We start from the raw sequence: 17,240 nt of genomic DNA, 5'->3' as shown, positions 1-17,240 counted from the left end.
GTACCTTCTTCCTTTCAAGACCTCGAACGAATCATGCTATTACCAGTCGTATGTCATCCGCGAACTGCTGTGGTCTCCACATTGTCTGGCAGAGGACCAGCAATTCCCTTCGTTGTAACTGAAGGGAGTGCTCGCCTTTTTGAATCCCCTGAGAAGAGCGGTATTGGTATTGATGATATACGGATAGGGGTCCGGAGTAGAGGAACCGTACCCGTAGGCGATGAGCCGCGACCTCTTGTTGCCGTGCGGAATGACCGAATGGCATGACACGCAGGGGACACCGGAATAGCTCTTTCCATCAACGGTATAGGAGTCTTGATGATCGCCCTCGGCATGAACGTTGTTTTTCCAGCTCCCTCCCGAATAGAGGGGGTGACAGTTCACGCAGAAGAGGTCAGTGGACCAGGTGTTCGTGCCGCTTCGCAGGTCGCCGAGGGACCAGAGCTTCCCGTTCCGGTCATAGGGCCAGTAGACCCGAGGACCGTTGAGAAGATATTGGGTCGGCGTCACCCCTGCCGTTGTCGGGGTTGCATGGCAGTCGCCACAGGCCATGGTCTGGTTCCCCACGCTGCTCCACGTCGTGGTCATCTGCTGGATCGTCAGATTTTTAGGAGCGTAGGAACCGGCCTGAGCGTTGAGCGAAACCTGGACCGGATGGGCCGAGAGGTTATTGGGATTGAGCTCCATCGGTTGATCAGTAAGGGGAATGTTCGATTTGCTGATTACAGGGCTGACACCGGTCGGCGCGGCTCCGAAAGCATTGTAGGAGTGGCACCGGTAGCACGCCTGATACTGTTTGGCCGCAGGATTCACTGGTGTGAACGCCGTGATCTGGGTCCAGAGGGGGGCGTTTCCGGGCTGGACACCGGCAAGCATCATCCAGCTGGCAAGATAGGAGCCGTGCTTGTCGTAATGGACGGTGGTCTTATGGCAATTCAGACAATCCCTGAAGGGGGCAAAGACATAGGTATTGGAGACCGGATCAAGCACCATTTGGTGGCAACCGGTAACCGGTTGGGCGCCCGGGTCACCGTAACAGCTCAACTGCCGGGGAGCCAGGGTAAGGTTATGGTGCCGTGTCACGTTATTTGTCGAAGGGTGACACGTACTGCAGTCGTTAAATGTGAGGGCTTGGGTTTCCGTGCTCCCAAGCACACCGAAGAGTGCTGCGACCATCAAACCGAGACCGACCGATGCACTCACCCTCTCTAGCAGATTTGCCTTCATATCGCCTCCTTATTTAATCAAGCAGGATCTTGATGGTTGCCTTCTTCCGCAATTCCATGGTGTGAACATTCAAGCGTCTTTCATCGTCAAAACGTTGCAGGTAGCGGGCAATAAACTCCCTCACTTCCGGCAGTGGCCGTACCGCTCCCGGCTTCCTCTCCAGCACCTCTATGAGGTGGAAGCCGTACTTGGTTCTGACCGGCTCGCTCACAGCACCGATTTTAAGGGAAAAGGCAGCGTTGTCGAACTCGGGAGGCATGTAACCGCGGGCAACATAGCCCAGCTCTCCCCCCGCTGAAGCTGAAGCGCACGCCGATGCCTCCTTGGCTACCGCGGCAAAGTCCTTCTCCCGGACAAGCCGGTTACGGATTTCCCGAGCTTTTTCCGCGGCCCGTTCAACGGCATCGGAGGTACTGCCATCAAGCGTGATCAGGATATGCCTCACCTTAATCTGTTCCGGGACGAAAAAGCTTTTCTGATTTTCCCGGAAGAACTTCTCCACTTCTTTATCAGACACGGGAATGCCGATGATCTTGCTGCTTGCGAGGTATTCGTCGTAACGGACCCCGTCGCGCAATTCAGCCATGTAGACATCGAGGGTCTTGCCCCTCATCTGGGGGCCTTTGAGAAACGCCTCTTCGCTGGGAAACTTTCCCTTGAGCTCCTGCAGCTTCCTGTCCGCCTTGGCGTCAAGATCGGCGACAGGAAACCGACCACTTACCTGCCGAAGCAGTTCTGCATCGATGAGGGCATCGAGCGCCTTTCTCCTCTGGCGTTCCCCGATCTTCTTCGGGTTCTGTGCAAAACCTGTTGCCTTTCCTTTGTTCGTCAATGCGGCCAGGTGAGCCACCAGAGTCTCTTCGTAAATCGGCGCGTCATTGACGATAGCAACAACTTTCTTCGCATCCTTTCCCTCATCCGCACCGGCAGGCGCCGGGACGAGATTGGACACCGCCAGCACCAACATCATGAAGAATCCATATACAAACAATCGTCGCAGTCGCATCGTTCTCTTCCTACCCGTTCTCGTTACGGGGCAAGCTTCGTAATGGTAATGTCGGCCGTGGTCCCAACCTCACCGCGCGGAGTGAATGCGAGCGTCGTTTGCGCTTCGTTAAGAGTAACCGCGACGCCCAGGTCCTGGAGAGAAGAGGTGAACGAGTAGGCAAAAACCCGTTCGAAATCCCTACTATTCCCCTCGGGAGCATTTACCACTACCCGTTCCAGGCCGTTGTTCTTGACCTGTACCGAATAACTTCCCTTGCCGAGCATGATTGATTGCATATCGAAACGGGGCGGACCATTTTTCCTCACGAGATGGAGCTTGCGGGTTTCTACCGTAGCGGCCGCGAGATCAACCAACCCCCAGCCGAAGTACTTGTCGCGCCCGGGATTACCCAGATCCTTGGCGGTGTCGTCAAGTTTCAACCTTACTTCATCGGCACGACTACCATCACCGTTCGCGTCAGCGATGCCGGTGGAGAGAAGCACCGCAGCAGCCCCTGCAACGTGGGCTGCCGCTTGGGAAGTGCCTTCAAGGAATCCATAGCCGCCTCCCCTAACCGTCGACCTGATGACGGTACCCGGTGCGGCAAGTTCGACTTTTGCGCCGTAGCTGGATGCTAGGGGAGACTGGACATTATTCATTCGAAATATGGCACGCTGATCATTCTGGTCTGTGGCCGCAACGGCAATGACGGAATCGAATGCAGCCGGAACAGAAACGATTTCCCGGTCGTCATTCCCTGCAGCAGCCACCAGGACAATACCTGCCTTGTAGGCCTTGTCGCACACGTCATGGAGCGGCTTGAAAATACCGGGATAGACAGAATAGATGTCGCCAGAGAATCCTAAGCTAAGATTGACCACGTCCATCTTGTTCTCGATGGCCCATTCAATTCCCGCGACCAGCGTAGCCATATCCCCACCGGTATCGTTGGCACCATAAACCTTAACGGCATAGAGCGACGCTTCCGGCGCCACGCCGACAACGCCGGTGCCGTTGTCCCGCGCCGCGATGATACCGGCCACGTGAGTACCGTGGCTCTGGGAATCGTCATCATAAGGATCAGCATTGTTTGCGACAAAATTGTATCCACCCCGGTAATTGTCCTTGAGGTCGGGATGGTTGTAGTCAATTCCGGAGTCGACAATGGCGACCTTGATCCCCGCCCCTTTGAATCCGCGGGCGGCGGCGACATCGGAGCCGATCCGCAACACTCCCCACGAATCGACGTATTCAGGAGGGGGGGCGCTGGTCGGCTCGGTCGGCCGGATCAGGGTAAACTTAATATTGTCGACGACATATGCAACCGAGGGATCTTTCTTGAGACGTGTAATCTCCTCCTCGGGAAGTTCCGCCGAAATGGCGTGGATCTGCCGGTGCGTCCGGTTAATACGGCCTTTGGCAGCATATACCAGGTTTTCTTCATGATCCGCAGGGGGACGATGGAATCCGACGATCACTTTCTTTGTGGCTGCAGAAACATTCAGCGGCAGGAGGAGCAATACACCCGTTACTGCCACGAGCAAGGCGCGTAAAACGTTCATATGTGTACCTCATAATCGATACGATACAGCCATCAACCAGAAAAAATGGGGATAGGGAGGTTTCCCTCCCTATCCCGGGGATAACAGAAGTTACCGCTTCGTCTTCTTACCTGCAGCGGTGACCAAGTTGCTGACCGGTCCGTACAGAGTCTGGACGGTAACCGTGCTGCCGGCCTTAAGGACAGGATTCGTCACAACGATCTTCGTATCACTCCAGAACGAGATCGCGCACGCGCTGCCGTCGGCGGCAAAGACACCGAGACCGGTGGTTGCGTCGGTGGGCGGAGCCTGACCGAAGCCGCTGCCGGTGATGGTGACGGTGCTGCCGATGAGGGTAACCGACTTGATGGCAAGCGCCGGAACAACGGTGACTCTCGTCAGGTTGCTCTGTTTGTCCCCCTTAACTACGAGCAGGTCATAGGTACCGACCGGAAGGGCCGGGATGGTGGCCTGGATCTCGCTCACGGTGATCGAGGTCGGCTGAACGGTGACGGTGGTGGTACCGTTCGTCAGGGTAACGGATGAAGTAAAGTCGACGCCGTTGCTCTGGTTGGTGAAGCTTCCACCGGTGATGGTGATGGCGTTCGCCTGGTTGGCGGTAAGGACCCTGGTGCTCAGATCGGTAATGAACGGAACGACGGCACCAGCCGGCGACGGATCGGTCGCATACTTCTTGAACGTACCATGGCAACCCCAGCAATCGAAGTCAGCGCCGACGTGGCCGTAGCCAAGCGGCATGGCGCCCGGAATAACGTTCGCTCCGGTCACGGTGCCAGAGGGGCCAGCACCGGAAGGATTCTCGATGTTGTGGAGCGACTTGACGCCATGGCAGCGCTCGCAGGTCCGGATATCGAGGAAGTTGGCATCGCCGGGAGCACCACCGTGACACCAGGTGCAGAGGCCGACAGAAATCGGCTGACCGGTGACGGTGGTCGGAGCGCCCAGGCCCGTCCCATGGTGGTTGTCAGCGTTGCTCTTGATATCCTTGGGTCCCACAGTCGGAGATGCCGCCGCTGCCTGGTGGCACGCCGCACAACCACCGTAATTCTGCGGGGCGGTAGGATTGTTGCCACGCCACTTCGTCTCGGGAGTCACCGAGGACTTGGCGTAGGTCGGAATGTAATGGCCGTCAAGCGGATTGTCGATGAAGCTGCCGTGGCAGAACTTGCAGTCTTGATTCTGGGCGGCAACCGTGATGTGGTGCGGAGTTTTGGAGTGACAACGGAGACAGTCCCTGAAATCGGCAAAAGTGAACCCACCCGCACCGTCGGGAATCAGCTGGTGACAGCCGGTAACCGGGTTAGCGGTGGGATCGCCATAACAGCTCAGCTGACGCGGCGGCAGCGTCAGGTTGTGGTGCCGGGGGACCACGACCGTATCACTGATGTGACAGGGGGCTGCCTGAAGACAGTCCGAACGGGTCAGGGCTGAGAATGTAGTGTCGTAAATACCCCCATTCTGGTTCACTGGCGGGGGGGGCACTACGGCCCAGTTGACAGCGGCAAAACCCAAAATTGCCGTTGCGGCGAGTGACAAGCTAATCAACGCCTTTCTTTTCATCCTTTCTGCTCCTTTCGTTAATGTGCTGCAAACCAATACAACGAGGTACGAACGCTCCTTTCTGACTATCACCTCCCTTACCTTGGTTTGACGTACGGTCCCGACTCGGGCACTCAAATAATTCCATCGCATACTTCAGCGGAAAGCATTCGAGCTGAGGGAACCAGCCCCTTCCGCTCCAAAGTCACAATCCCCTGGAAATGAACCGGGGAACACTACGGTTTGCGCAACACGGGCGCAGGGTCGAGACAAGCCCGGAGTTTGAATGGAGATCAGCACAGGAAGAACAAGCGACATGAGGGCAACAGCAAAAACAACATGTAATCAAATCATAGGGAACAGACAGCGCGTGATTTTCCCGGAAAGCCCGAGTCAATGAGCAACCTCACACTGCTTAAAAGTATACGCATTTTAAACACCGCTTCCAAATTATCAACAAAAAATTTAACACTACAAATGTCGGTTCTTTGACCAGCCACCACTCCATCACCCCCAACATTCCGGTATCGTTAAACTTTGCATGGTTAACCATAAAGACAGCCAGAGAAAATATAATTTCAGCCTGTCATAATTCTGTCATTTAACGATATGCGCCGCCAAATAACGGCATGTCGAGCACCCATAGCGTATGGGCAGAAACGAAATAAATAAGCAAACACTAATTATCTCAGGGTCTTTTCCGGGTACGGTAATTTATTAGACATCACTAACCTGCAACAACCACGCCCACTAACAAAGTGCAGCCTGGAGCAAATACAAGAATGAACGCTCCGTCAGGGAAATCCGATACCGTCAAGCACCGCCAGGCATCTCGGACAACGGCTATTTTCGACGTTAATGGATTCGACGAGGAAGCCGAAGCGGGAAACAAGGAGTTCGCCACACGCAGCACAGAAGGTGTTTTCGCCGCGCAATCCAGGAACATTCCCTTCATAGACATAACGCAGTCCCGCATCCAAGCCGGACTGCCGGGCTTTTTGGAGGGTTTCGGACGGAGTTCTCGGAAGATCGGTCAACCGGTAGGTGGGATAAAACTGGGTTACATGCCAGGGAGTCTCTGCACCGACCTTGTCTACAATGAAGTTGGCCAGCGATTTCAGTTCATCGTCAGAGTCATTGAGGTTGGGAATGATCAGGGTGGTCAGCTCGACCCAGATGCCGAGTCGTTTGTATTCGAGGATCGAGGCAAGCACCTCGTCGAGCATCGCATGAACGACTTCGCGGTAGAAACGATCGGAAAACCCTTTGAGATCGATGTTGGCCGCATCAAGATACGGGGCGATATGGGCAAGTGCCTCGGGTGTGATGTAACCATTGGTCACAAAAACATTCTTAAGGCCGTGACGGTGGGCGAGAACCGACGTATCGTAGGCATATTCGAAGAAAATGGTTGGTTCGGTGTAGGTGTACGAGATCGATCGGCATCCGGCGGCCAATGCCCTGCTGACGATCTGTTCGGGGGAAAGGTCGTTTCCTGCGACGGGAAACGTGTTTTGCGTTACCTGCGAAATCGAGTAGTTCTGGCAGTGAAGACAACGGAAATTGCACCCGACGGTGGCGATGGAGTACGTACGGCTTCCGGGCAGAAAATGAAAAAGCGGCTTCTTTTCTATGGGGTCGATGTGCTCCGCCACCGCTTTGCCGTAAACCAGAGAATACAGTACCCCCCCACGGTTTTCTCTCACACCGCATATGCCGCGTCCCCCGTCTCGAATCCGGCAGCGAAAGCGGCACAGGGCACAATCGACGCCCCCCTCCCCCACCTTGGAGTAAAAGCTGGCTTCTTTCATCCCGGCCTCGCGACATGAATCTCTATTGGAGGAGTATAACAGGTCAAGGAAAGGAGACAACGGAGGCCACGCACAAACCTCGGTTGGAGATTGGTGGACTGGATCCAATTTCGGGGGCCTATGACGAAAAAAAGCGGGTGTGCGCTTGAAGACTCCCGGTGAGGACAAACTTCGTTATAGCCAAACAACCACCCCGTTTACCATCGATTGCACGATGGTTGATCGTATCGCATCTCCCATCTTCCCTCCTCCATTCAAATAGCGATTTAACATAAGCCGCCCAGAGTCTTGCAAACTACTGTTTTAGCGCATCTTTTAACGCAAAAACTGCTTGCAACGCACCTCCGCGTTTCCTATAGTTACAGTACATGAAGAAATCATTCGGAAAGGAGCAGACGCGATGAAATGCCCTATCTGCAACGATTGCACGGGGATCGAAATCGACATGCACGCGGACGGCTATGCCGACAACCTGCTTGAATGCACGCGCTGTGGCACCATGTGGATCGAAGCGTTCGAGGAGAAGATACTGCTGAACAGCAAGGTTGCCTGAGGAAAGGCAACCCGAGGAGGGGTGAGAGGTGGACTCCGAACGAAAAGGCCGGGCGCCGGCTCACCTCTCCGGCAGAGGGAAGAGACAGCTAAAACATGAACCTTCGCATGCTGATGTTAAGCAGGATCCCCACCCCGACCATGGAAGTAATCATGGAGGTTCCGCCGTACGAAAACAGCGGGAGCGGGACGCCAACGACCGGGAATATCCCTATCACCATCCCGATGTTGATGACGATATGCCAGAAGAGCATGGCGGTGACCCCGACCGCCATGAGGCTCCCGAACCGGTCGTTGCAGCGGCTGGCAATGTGGAGCCCCCAGAATACCAGGAAGAGATAAAAGAGGAGTAATACCAGACACCCGATGAACCCCCACTCCTCTGCAAAGACCGAAAAGGCGAAATCGGTGTGCTGCTCGGGGAGAAACCGAAGCTGTGCCTGTGTCCCCTGCATGAACCCCTTCCCCAACACCCCGCCGGAACCGATGGCTATCTTGCTCTGAATGAGGTGGTACCCGCTGCCGAGAGGGTCGCGCTCGGGATCGAGAAAATTGAGTATCCGGTTCTTCTGGTAATCCCGCAGATAATAGTGCCAAGCCAGATAGATGGCAGGCACGGCCGAAACCAGGCACGTAACAAGCGCCGAGAGCCTTACACCCACATAGGCGAACATGGAGCAGGCGATGAGGATGACGAGGATCGCCGTGCCGAGGTCCGGCTGTTTCATGATCAGCAGGGCCGGAATCCCGAGAAAAAAGGATGGATACGCAAAATCCTTCAGGGTCACCCCCCCCGCGGTCGAGTAGTTCGAGAAAAAGCGGGCCAGAGTCATGATAGTGACGATTTTCATCGGCTCCGACGGTTGGATGCTGAAAAAACCGAGATGGAGCCACCGGGTGGCCCCCATGGAGGTTTTGCCCACCACCAGCACAATCAGGAGCAGGAAGCAGAGCAGTCCATAGAACCAGTAGGAGACATCCTCCAGCAGGTGATAGTCGAGGCTGCAAACCACCACTACCAGAAAGAGTCCGGCCACGATCCAGTACAACTGTTTTACGAAAAACGGCGTACCGGCTACGGCGTAGGACGCCGATGCGCTGTAGATATTGACGACCCCTGCGGCACAGACGACGAGCACTATGCCAAGAAGGGTCCAGTCGAAGTTGGTTATCAGTCTCCTGTCGATCATCGCTTACTCTTCCTTTGACGCCGGGGGAGACGTCTGCTCTTCACCCGCCTGCTCCGCCCCGTCCCCCTCCTCGGACGCCGGGGCCTTTCCCGCCTTGACCGGTTTCGAGGCGGCCTTTTTACCCTCAAAGTATGCCCGCAGGATATTTCCCGCAATGGGGGCGGCGGCAGAGCCCCCGTGCTCGCCGTGCTCCACCACCACCGCCACGGCTATTTCCGGCTTGTCATAGGGGGCAAAGGCGACGAACAGGGCGTGGTCGCGGTACTGATAGGGGATCGCCCCTTTCTTGTCCCGCTGTTTGACCACCTGCGAAGTCCCGGTCTTTCCCGCCACCCGCACATCATAGAGCCGGGCCTGGCCGCCGGTCCCTCCCCCTTCGTTGACCACGGCAAGGAGCCCCTCTTTCACAAGACGGATACTGCGTGGGCTGATGCCCGTCCGGGTCACGACCTCCGGCTTGAACTCCTGGAGAATTCTCCCCTCCTGATCAATGATCCGCTTCACCAGATGGGGGCGATAGACGGTGCCATCGTTGGCCACGGCACCGATCATGGCCGCAAGCTGAACCGGCGTCATCAGGACGTACCCCTGCCCGATCGCCGCCGGCAGCGTGTCGCCCTGGAACCATTTTTTCCCAAAGCGCTTTTCCTTCCAGGCGCTGTCCGGAATCAGGCCGGCCTTTTCGTTTTCAAGACCGATCCCCAAGGGGGCTCCAAGGGCAAACTTGCGGGCGTAAGCGGCAATACGGTCGATGCCGAGCTTTTCACCGAGCTGGTAAAAGTAGACATCGCACGACTCCTTCAAGGCCCGCTTCAGGTTAACGGTCCCGTGGCCCCTCTTTTCCCAGCAGCGAAACGTGTTATTGCCGAGGACATAGGCCCCCCTGCAGACCGATGAGGTATGATCGTCGACGACCCCCTCCTCCAGGCCGGCAAGGGCAGTGATGATCTTGAATGTCGAACCGGGAGGGTACTGCCCCTTGAGAGCCTTGTTTTCCAGCGGATGGCGTTTATCCTCGAGATACTCCTTCCACTTGTCCGGCGGCATCCTGCCGGCGAAGAGCGCCGGATCGAAACCGGGATTGCTCACGAAGGCGAGAATCTCGCCAGTATTGACATCCATGGCGACGGCGGCGCCGGCCTGTTCGCCGAACCCCTTCTCCGCCGCCGTCTGAAGGGCCGTATCGATGGTCAGGACGAGGCTGGAGCCCCCCACGGGAGCAGTCTCAGAAATGGTCCTCAGAACACGGCCACGGGCATCCACCTCGATCTGGCGCCCCCCGTCCCGGCCATGCAGCAGCGTCTCCCAACTCCGCTCGATGCCGCTCTTGCCGATATAGTCGCCGGAATTGTAGCCGCTGGTGGTATCCTTCTTCAGCTCTTCCTCGGAAACCTCCCCGATGTACCCGAGGAGATGGGCCGCGAGGGTGCCGCTTTCGTACTGACGAACCGGCTTCATCTCGATCTCGATGCCCGGAAGCCAGAGGCGGTTTTCCTCCAGCAGTTCCAGTTGGTCGCGGGTGATGCCCGATGCCAGTACGATCGGAAAATACCGCGCCCTTCCCTTCCCCTTTTCCCACTTGTCGAGGAGTTCGGAACGGTCAATATCGAGATATTTCGACAAACGGTCGAGAAGGGCGTCGCGGTCCTTGACCTCCTGGGGGATGACGGCAACGCTGAAGGACGGCCGGTTGGTCACGAGGACCCCCCCATTGCGGTCGAAAATCGTCCCGCGGGACGCAGCCACCGGAACCAGCCGCAGCCGGTTGCTTTCGGACTGGCTCTGGAGCTCGTCGGATTTGACGATCTGCAGATACCACAGGCGGGTCAGAAGAAGGAAAAAGAGTGCCGCCGCGAAGATGGAGAGATAGGCAATATGCCGCTTCGCCCCCTGGCTTTCGTGAATCAGGCGATGACCATTCATCGGATGTCCCCCGTGCGCGCCAGGGGCGAAAAGGTGAACACGACCGAGGCAACGAGGGCGTTAACGAGTCCCTGGGGGACAAGGCTCTGCAGGAGGGTTTCGTAAATTCCCTCGGCAGCGGAGAAGAGGGCGAGGAGCAGCAGGTTGAGCAGAGCGTTGCCGATGGTTGCCGCAAAAACCCCGAGGATCATGAGGGAGCGGCGGTCGGTGAAGAGCCGGTCGGCAACGGTGCGCAGCACCAGGAAGATAATGAGATAGGAAAAACCGTTGAGCCCCAGATAGAGGCCGCTGAAGCTGTCGTGGACAAGACCCAGAAAATACGCCGCGACTCCCCACCCGACCGACTCGCGCAGCCCCATGTAAACGATGAAGATGATCAGGAGGTTCGGCTGGAAGGGGTCCGCCACGAATGCGGGAAGGAGCGTAATCTGCAGCACGAGGGCCGCAAAGACAAGAATGGTATACCAGATGTATTTAATCATGGCCGTTCTGCATGAGAACAAGGACTTCTTCGAGTTTTGCCATATTGACGGCCGGTTTCACATCGATGGTCTGGAAGATGCCGTACTCTCCCTTCTTGACCATGGAGACTTCGCCGATAACGAGCCCCTTGGGGAATATCCCCCCCATCCCGGAGGTGACGAGGGTGTCGCCCACCTTCACATCCTCCTCGCGCAGCGAAAACTCCAGCGAACAGAGCCCTCCACCCTTCCCCTTCACCACCCCCCGCGCCCGGGAACGCTGGACAACGGCGGCGATGCCGCTGGCGTGATCGGTCAGGAGCAACACCCGGGCACTCCCCGAAGCAACCTTCACCACCTGTCCCACCACGCCGCTGGCCGCGACCACCGGCATCCCCTCCTGAAGTCCGTCGACGGCTCCCCGGTTGATGACGAGGGTCTTGAACCAGGGAGAGCTGTCCTCCCCGATGACCGCCGCCGCCACGGAAGAGGTCCTGAGGGTTCCCTTGAGGTCGAGCAGTGCCCTCAGGCGGCTGTTCTCCTGGGCAGTCTCACGCCCTTCAAGAATCCGGACATTGAGGAGCTTCACCGACTGGCGCAGCTGCTTGTTTTCTCTCCTGACATCGACCAGATCGACGTAGTCGCTCCAGACCCCTCCGACGGCAGCGCCAATCCTCTCCCCGACGTTGTGCACCGGGGCAAAGATGTCCATGACGGTCCGCTCGAAGGCATTGGCATGGTCCCGGTCCCGCAGGTTGAGGGAATAGAAGGCAAGGGCGACCACAAGGGCCACCCCGGTGATGATGGGAAAACGGTATCGTTTGATCAGTTCCAGCATGGGGCTCAAGGGACCGGCGGGCTTGGCGGAAAGGGGAGCTCCGCCGCGCTAGTCGAGGCAGAAGGGCGATCCCTCAACCTCCTCGTGGCGAATCTCGTCCACCGGCGACTTTTTCCCTTCGCCGGCATAGAGTCTGTTGGGTGCATTGAAGACGATGCCGTCCACCGTCCCGATGTTCTTGTACGCATGCACCACTCCCGGCGGAACGATCACGGCAAGCGGGGCGTCCACACCGGCGTAGATGGTCTGGCGAATCCCGAAGGTGGGCGAATCCCGCCGCGCATCCCAGAGATAGACCTTGAAGTTGGCGGGGCCGATGAAGCAGAACCAGTCGGTCTGGTCGACATGCTCATGGGGGCCACGGGCCACCCCCGGCTGGGTCATGGAGAGATACGCCATGGCCGGCATGGTCTGGGGATCGGTCTCATCGCTGCGGAACAGCTCGGCGAGCCATCCCCGTTCATCAAGATACTTGGCAAGGGGACGGACGGTGACGTCGTGGATCTTCCCCTTCGCAAACCCGGTTCTCTCGGACATCAGCTTCTTCCTCCGCACAGTTCGGTTTCGTTATGGACCCGGACCAGATAATCCCGGTATGAAGATTTCGGGGTGTTGGCAATGGCGGCAGCCATCCCCTGGCAGTCGATGTATCCCATCCGGAGCGCTATTTCCTCCAGACAGGCGATCTTGAGCCCCTGGCGCGCCTCCAGTGTCCCGATGAAGTGCGACGCCTCCAGGAGGCTCTGATGGGTTCCCGTGTCGAGCCAGGCGATTCCGCGGCCGAGTTTCTGCACCATCAACTCCCCCCGTGTCAGGTACTCCAGGTTCACGTCGGTGATCTCCAACTCCCCGCGGGCCGACGGCTTCAGGTTCCGGGCGATGGTGCTGACCCTGCCATCGTAGAGGTAGAGCCCCGGCACGGCATAGTTGCTCCGCGGATCCGCCGGCTTTTCCTCGATGCCGATGGCCCTGCCGGCGCCGTCGAACTCCACCACGCCATAGCGATGGGGGTCGTTCACGTAGTAGCCGAATATCATCGCCCCGCTGGAGAAATCGGCCATGGCGCGGTCGAGCTCCATCTTTCCGTAAAAGATGTTGTCCCCCAGGATGAGGCAGACGGGGTCGCCGGCGATGAATTCCTCGCCGACGAGAAATGCCTGGGCGATCCCCTTGGGCTCGGGCTGAACCTGGTAGCTGATGCTGATCCCCCAGCGGGAACCGTCACCGAGGAGCGCCTGGAACCGCGGGGTGTCGTGGGGGGTAGAGATGATCAGGATTTCGTTGATCCCGGCCATCATCAGAGTGGCCAGGGGGTAGTAGATCATCGGCTTGTCGTAAACCGGCTGGAGCTGTTTGCTGGCAACGAGCGTAAGAGGATAGAGGCGGCTCCCCGCCCCGCCGGCGAGAACAATGCCTTTCTTGATGGCCATCACGAATCTCCGGAATGGGAAAATTGGACCAAAAACGTACTTGGAACGGTCAGTTATAGCACGGCTGCCGGAAAAGCGTCAAACGGTATCTCCCCCCGCCGCTTCACCGGCGCGGTCACCACCCTCTTCGGCAAGGATCAGCTGGGCGGCGGCGAGCAGATCGTCGCAGACCGGCACCTGAGGAGGCACCAGGGAGGCCTCTGTCACGCCGTAGCCGGTCCGCACGAGGATCGGCCGGCAACCAGCGGCCAGCCCGGCCTCGACGTCGATCGCCTTGTCACCCACGAGCCACGACCGTCCGAGATCGATGCCGTGGGCCGCGGCGGCGGCAAGGATCATGCCGGGAAGAGGCTTGCGGCAGGCGCAGTCGACCCGGTAAGGCCCGACGCCGTGGAGGGGGTGATGGGGACAGAGGTAGTAGGCGTCGATACTGGCGCCCGCCGCGGCCAGCTCCCTGTCCACGAAGCGGTGCAGCCGGTGAACCGCCTCCTCGTCGTAGTAGCCCCGGGCGACCCCCGACTGGTTCGTCACCACGACCACGAAAAAACCGTCATCCTTGAGGAGCCGGATCGCCTCGGGAGCGCCAGGGATGAACTCGAATTCTTCCGGCTGGTGGAGATACGCCTTCTCCACGTTGACGGTGCCGTCGCGGTCAAGGAAGACGGCCCGTCGCAACTCCTCGCTCCTCACGTCTCACTCCTGGCCGTAACAGTTAAGAATCTTCTCGATGATGGTGGTCGTCGAACGGCCGTCAACAAACTGCACGAGCTCCACCCGACCGCCGTAAGACTCCACCACATCCTTGCCAACCACCCCTTCGGGGGTGTAATCCCCCCCCTTGACAAGCACCGCCGGCCGGAGGGTCTCGATGAGCCGAAGCGGCGTATCCTCGTCGAAGATCACCACGAAGTCGATGCAGTCCAGCGCCGCCAGGATGTGAGCCCGCTCGGCCTCGCCGATGAGAGGGCGCTTCTCCCCCTTGAGGCGGCGCACCGAGGCATCGCTGTTGAGCCCCAGAACCAGTATATCCCCGAAGCTCTTGGCCTTCTGCAGGTATTTCACGTGCCCCACGTGGAGCAGGTCGAAACAGCCGTTGGTGAAGACGATCCGCCGGCCCAGCCCCTTTGCCGTCGCAATGATCTCCGCGAGGACATCAAGGTTCTTGATCTTGGAGTCGCTGTCGCCGTGGAGGTAACCGAGGGAGCCGACGATCTCGGCAGGAGAGACCGTGGAGGTCCCCACCTTGCCGACCGCCACCCCCGCCGCCACATTGGCCAGCCGGGCGGCGTCGGCAAACGTGGCCTTGCCGGCCAGGGCCATCCCCAGAAGCGCCAGCACCGTATCGCCGGCGCCGGTCACATCGAAGACCTCCCGGGCGAAGGTCGGGATATGGACCACCGCTCCCCCCCTCAGGAAGAGCGACATCCCCTCCTCGCTGCGGGTGATCACGAGAGCCGTCAGGTCGGCCGTCTCCAGAAGCCGCGCTCCGGCCCGGCAGAGGCTCTCCTCGTCCCGGATGGCGATTCCCGACGCCACCTCGGCCTCCTTGCGGTTGGGGGTAAGGAGGGTGGCGCCCCGGTACTTGGCGTAGTCGTTCCCCTTCGGGTCGATCACGACGGGGATTCCCCGTTCTTTGGAAAACGCGATGATGGCGGCGAGGAGCGACGGGGTGAGAACCCCCTTCAGGTAATCGGAGATGAGAATGACGGCAAACTCATCCCCCCGTTCCTCCAGAAAGCCGACGATCCTGCGCTCGTAGTCGGCACCGATATCCTCCCGCGATTCCCGGTCGATCCGGACAATCTGCTGATTGGCGGCCAGCACCCGGGTCTTGCGGCTCGTGGTCCGCTGCGGATCCTCGAAGACTCCCCCTACATCGACCCCCTTGCCGGAAAAGGCGTGGAGGAGGATCGTACCGTTCTCGTCCCCTCCGACGACGCTGGCCACACTGACCCTGCAACCCAAGGCGACGAGGTTGTTGGCCACGTTCCCCGCCCCCCCGATCCGGATCTCCTCACGGGTGACATCCACCACCTGCACCGGCGCCTCGGGGGAGATCCGCTCCGCCTTCCCCCATAGGTACTCGTCGAGCATCAGATCGCCGATGACCAGGGCCTTGATCCCCCCGGCATGGGCGAAGAGCGATTCAACGTCTTTGCGTTCCATGGATAGCTCCGTCTCCGCGCTACCGGCCGAGCCGGTCCAGTATCCCCGCCGCAAAGAGCGGGATCATGATCTCGTGGTGTCCGGTGATGGTGTAGCCGCGCCCCATCCCCGACGTGGGCCGTTTCACCACGTTCTGGAGGGGGCGGTAATGCTGCTGCATGTCGAAGTTGGCGGTGGAGAAGTGGTCCACGTGGTGCCCCAGGTTCTGGGCGATGGAGAGGGCCTTGAGGAAGACCTCCGGCAGGAGCACGGCGCTCCCCACATTCAGGTAGACGCCGCCGTCGCCCAGATCCGCCACCACCGAGGTGAGGAGCCGGAAGTCCCGGAAGGTCGCCTCGCCGATGACGGCGCCGTCGGCCTCGGGGTGCTGATGGATAATGTCGGTGCCAACGGCCACGTGGACCGTGACCGGGATGTCCCGCTCAACGCAGGTGGCGAGAAGGCTCCACTCCCGGTGGGGGTTTCCGTTTTCGATGATGAAGCGCCCCACCGCCTCGCCGTACCCCATCCCCCGGGCGATCCCCGCCTTGAGGGCCCGGTTGATGTCGCGCCCGGTCTCCTCGGCCATGCCGAAGGTGCCGCAGTGGAGCACCGCCCCCACGTCCTCGCTCGTCTCGCCGATGAGCGACAGTTCGTAGTCGTGGATCGAACCGGCTCCGTTGAGGGCGACGGCGGTGATGACGTCCGCTTCGATCAGGGTCTTCAGGACCGGCTGGAGCCCGCACTTGATGACATGGGCCCCCATGGCGAGGATCACCGGTTTCCCCTTTGCCCGGGCACCGACCACCGCCTCGATGACGCCGGTCAGGGCTTCGGCGCCAAGCTGCGCCGGCATCGCTGCCAGCAGGTCGGCAACGCCCATCCCCGCCGAGACCGGACGGGCAAAATCCCGCGCAATGCTCACCTTGTTCTTTCGCTCGGCGAGGGGATAGGTCTGGACTCCGGAGAGATCAACGGGACGGTATTTCATGGAAAGAGCCCCTTTTCTACGAGGTCGCAGACGATGTGGATCAGGGTGATATGCCCCTCCTGGACCCGGGGGGTGTCCAGGGTCGGCACGGTCAGCTCCAGGTCGACCAGATCCTTGATGGTGCCGCCGTCGCGCCCCAGGAGCCCGACGGTCAGGCAGCCCCGCTCATTGGCCAGATCCAGCGCCAGATTGACGTTTTTCGACGAACCGCTCGTGGAGATTCCCACCACCACATCCCCCTCGTCCGCCAGGGCCTCCACCTGGCGGCGGAAGACGGCGTCAAACCCGTAATCGTTACCGATGGCGGTGAGGATCGAGGTATCGGTGGTGAGGGCGATGGCCGGCAGCCCCCGGCGCTCCATCTTGAAGCGGCCGACGATCTCTGCAGCGAAGTGCTGGGCATCGGCCGCCGAGCCGCCGTTTCCCATGACGAGGAGCTTCTTGCCGGCGCGAAACGCGTCGATGAGCATACCGGCAAAAACGGCCACCCGCGGCGCCAGTTCCCGCTCCACTATTTCCATCACCTCGCGGTGGGTACGGAGCTGGTTCGTGATTTCTTCAAGCATCGCATCCTCCTCGTATC

Annotated in this window: 16 protein-coding genes; 1 reads left to right on the top strand and 15 read right to left on the bottom strand. The window is 59.3% G+C overall.

Annotation, left to right across the window (positions count from 1 at the left end; all coding sequences use genetic code 11):
• Positions 1-39 precede the first annotated feature (39 nt).
• The 5 genes from GPICK_RS05345 to amrS form a co-directional block, all read right to left on the bottom strand.
• Positions 40-993: a cytochrome C gene (locus GPICK_RS05345; RefSeq protein WP_236685653.1), complete on the bottom strand. Its 954-nt coding sequence runs from the start codon at positions 991-993 to the stop codon at positions 40-42.
• A gap of 247 nt (positions 994-1,240) precedes the next feature.
• Complete coding sequence (locus GPICK_RS05340; RefSeq protein ID WP_039741124.1) at positions 1,241-2,233, bottom strand: peptidylprolyl isomerase; 993 nt, start codon at positions 2,231-2,233, stop codon at positions 1,241-1,243.
• 23 nt (positions 2,234-2,256) lie between these two features.
• A complete protein-coding gene (locus GPICK_RS05335) occupies positions 2,257-3,777 on the bottom strand; it encodes a S8 family peptidase (protein ID WP_039741122.1) in 1,521 nt (506 codons plus the stop codon).
• A gap of 90 nt (positions 3,778-3,867) precedes the next feature.
• On the bottom strand, positions 3,868-5,244 hold the full coding sequence (locus GPICK_RS05330) for an IPT/TIG domain-containing protein (RefSeq protein ID WP_236685652.1): 1,377 nt from the start codon (positions 5,242-5,244) through the stop codon (positions 3,868-3,870).
• Between the two features lie 866 nt (positions 5,245-6,110).
• Positions 6,111-7,127: an AmmeMemoRadiSam system radical SAM enzyme gene (amrS, locus tag GPICK_RS05325; RefSeq protein ID WP_039741118.1), complete on the bottom strand. Its 1,017-nt coding sequence runs from the start codon at positions 7,125-7,127 to the stop codon at positions 6,111-6,113.
• Positions 7,128-7,527: 400 nt separating this feature from the next.
• Between amrS and GPICK_RS17545 the strand changes: the two genes are divergently transcribed.
• Entirely contained in the window at positions 7,528-7,680 is a 153-nt protein-coding gene (locus GPICK_RS17545) for a hypothetical protein (RefSeq protein WP_144400046.1), read from the top strand.
• 88 nt (positions 7,681-7,768) lie between these two features.
• On the opposite strand, the gene rodA is transcribed toward GPICK_RS17545, so the two are convergent.
• From rodA to GPICK_RS05275, 10 genes are all read right to left on the bottom strand, one after another.
• On the bottom strand, positions 7,769-8,869 hold the full coding sequence (gene rodA, locus GPICK_RS05320) for a rod shape-determining protein RodA (protein ID WP_039741115.1): 1,101 nt from the start codon (positions 8,867-8,869) through the stop codon (positions 7,769-7,771).
• Positions 8,870-8,872: 3 nt separating this feature from the next.
• Complete coding sequence (gene mrdA, locus GPICK_RS05315) at positions 8,873-10,792, bottom strand: penicillin-binding protein 2 (protein ID WP_039741114.1); 1,920 nt, start codon at positions 10,790-10,792, stop codon at positions 8,873-8,875.
• On the bottom strand, positions 10,789-11,274 hold the full coding sequence (mreD, locus tag GPICK_RS05310) for a rod shape-determining protein MreD (RefSeq protein ID WP_039741112.1): 486 nt from the start codon (positions 11,272-11,274) through the stop codon (positions 10,789-10,791). The genes mrdA and mreD overlap by 4 nt, the downstream gene beginning before the upstream one ends.
• Positions 11,267-12,091: a rod shape-determining protein MreC gene (gene mreC, locus GPICK_RS05305; RefSeq protein ID WP_039745348.1), complete on the bottom strand. Its 825-nt coding sequence runs from the start codon at positions 12,089-12,091 to the stop codon at positions 11,267-11,269. The genes mreD and mreC overlap by 8 nt, the downstream gene beginning before the upstream one ends.
• Positions 12,092-12,139: 48 nt before the next feature.
• Positions 12,140-12,628, bottom strand: coding sequence for a dTDP-4-dehydrorhamnose 3,5-epimerase family protein (locus GPICK_RS05300; RefSeq protein ID WP_039741110.1), 489 nt, complete (start codon positions 12,626-12,628; stop codon positions 12,140-12,142).
• Complete coding sequence (gene rfbA / locus GPICK_RS05295) at positions 12,628-13,521, bottom strand: glucose-1-phosphate thymidylyltransferase RfbA (protein ID WP_039741108.1); 894 nt, start codon at positions 13,519-13,521, stop codon at positions 12,628-12,630. The genes GPICK_RS05300 and rfbA overlap by 1 nt, the downstream gene beginning before the upstream one ends.
• A 78-nt stretch (positions 13,522-13,599) precedes the next feature.
• Positions 13,600-14,211, bottom strand: coding sequence for a D-glycero-beta-D-manno-heptose 1,7-bisphosphate 7-phosphatase (gene gmhB / locus GPICK_RS05290; protein WP_039741106.1), 612 nt, complete (start codon positions 14,209-14,211; stop codon positions 13,600-13,602).
• A 3-nt stretch (positions 14,212-14,214) separates the two neighbouring features.
• A complete protein-coding gene (rfaE1, locus tag GPICK_RS05285) occupies positions 14,215-15,687 on the bottom strand; it encodes a D-glycero-beta-D-manno-heptose-7-phosphate kinase (RefSeq protein ID WP_039741104.1) in 1,473 nt (490 codons plus the stop codon).
• A 19-nt stretch (positions 15,688-15,706) separates the two neighbouring features.
• Positions 15,707-16,657 carry a hypothetical protein gene (locus GPICK_RS05280; protein ID WP_039741102.1) on the bottom strand — a complete coding sequence of 317 codons (951 nt, stop codon included), beginning with the start codon at positions 16,655-16,657 and terminating at the stop codon, positions 15,707-15,709.
• Complete coding sequence (locus GPICK_RS05275) at positions 16,654-17,223, bottom strand: D-sedoheptulose 7-phosphate isomerase (protein ID WP_039741100.1); 570 nt, start codon at positions 17,221-17,223, stop codon at positions 16,654-16,656. The genes GPICK_RS05280 and GPICK_RS05275 overlap by 4 nt, the downstream gene beginning before the upstream one ends.
• Positions 17,224-17,240: the final 17 nt, after the last annotated feature.

Origin of the sequence: Geobacter pickeringii (genome assembly GCF_000817955.1) — a bacterium.
In the GTDB taxonomy this organism is placed as follows: Bacteria; Desulfobacterota; Desulfuromonadia; order Geobacterales; family Geobacteraceae; genus Geobacter; species Geobacter pickeringii.
This window is presented reverse-complemented; position numbering and strand designations above follow the sequence as displayed.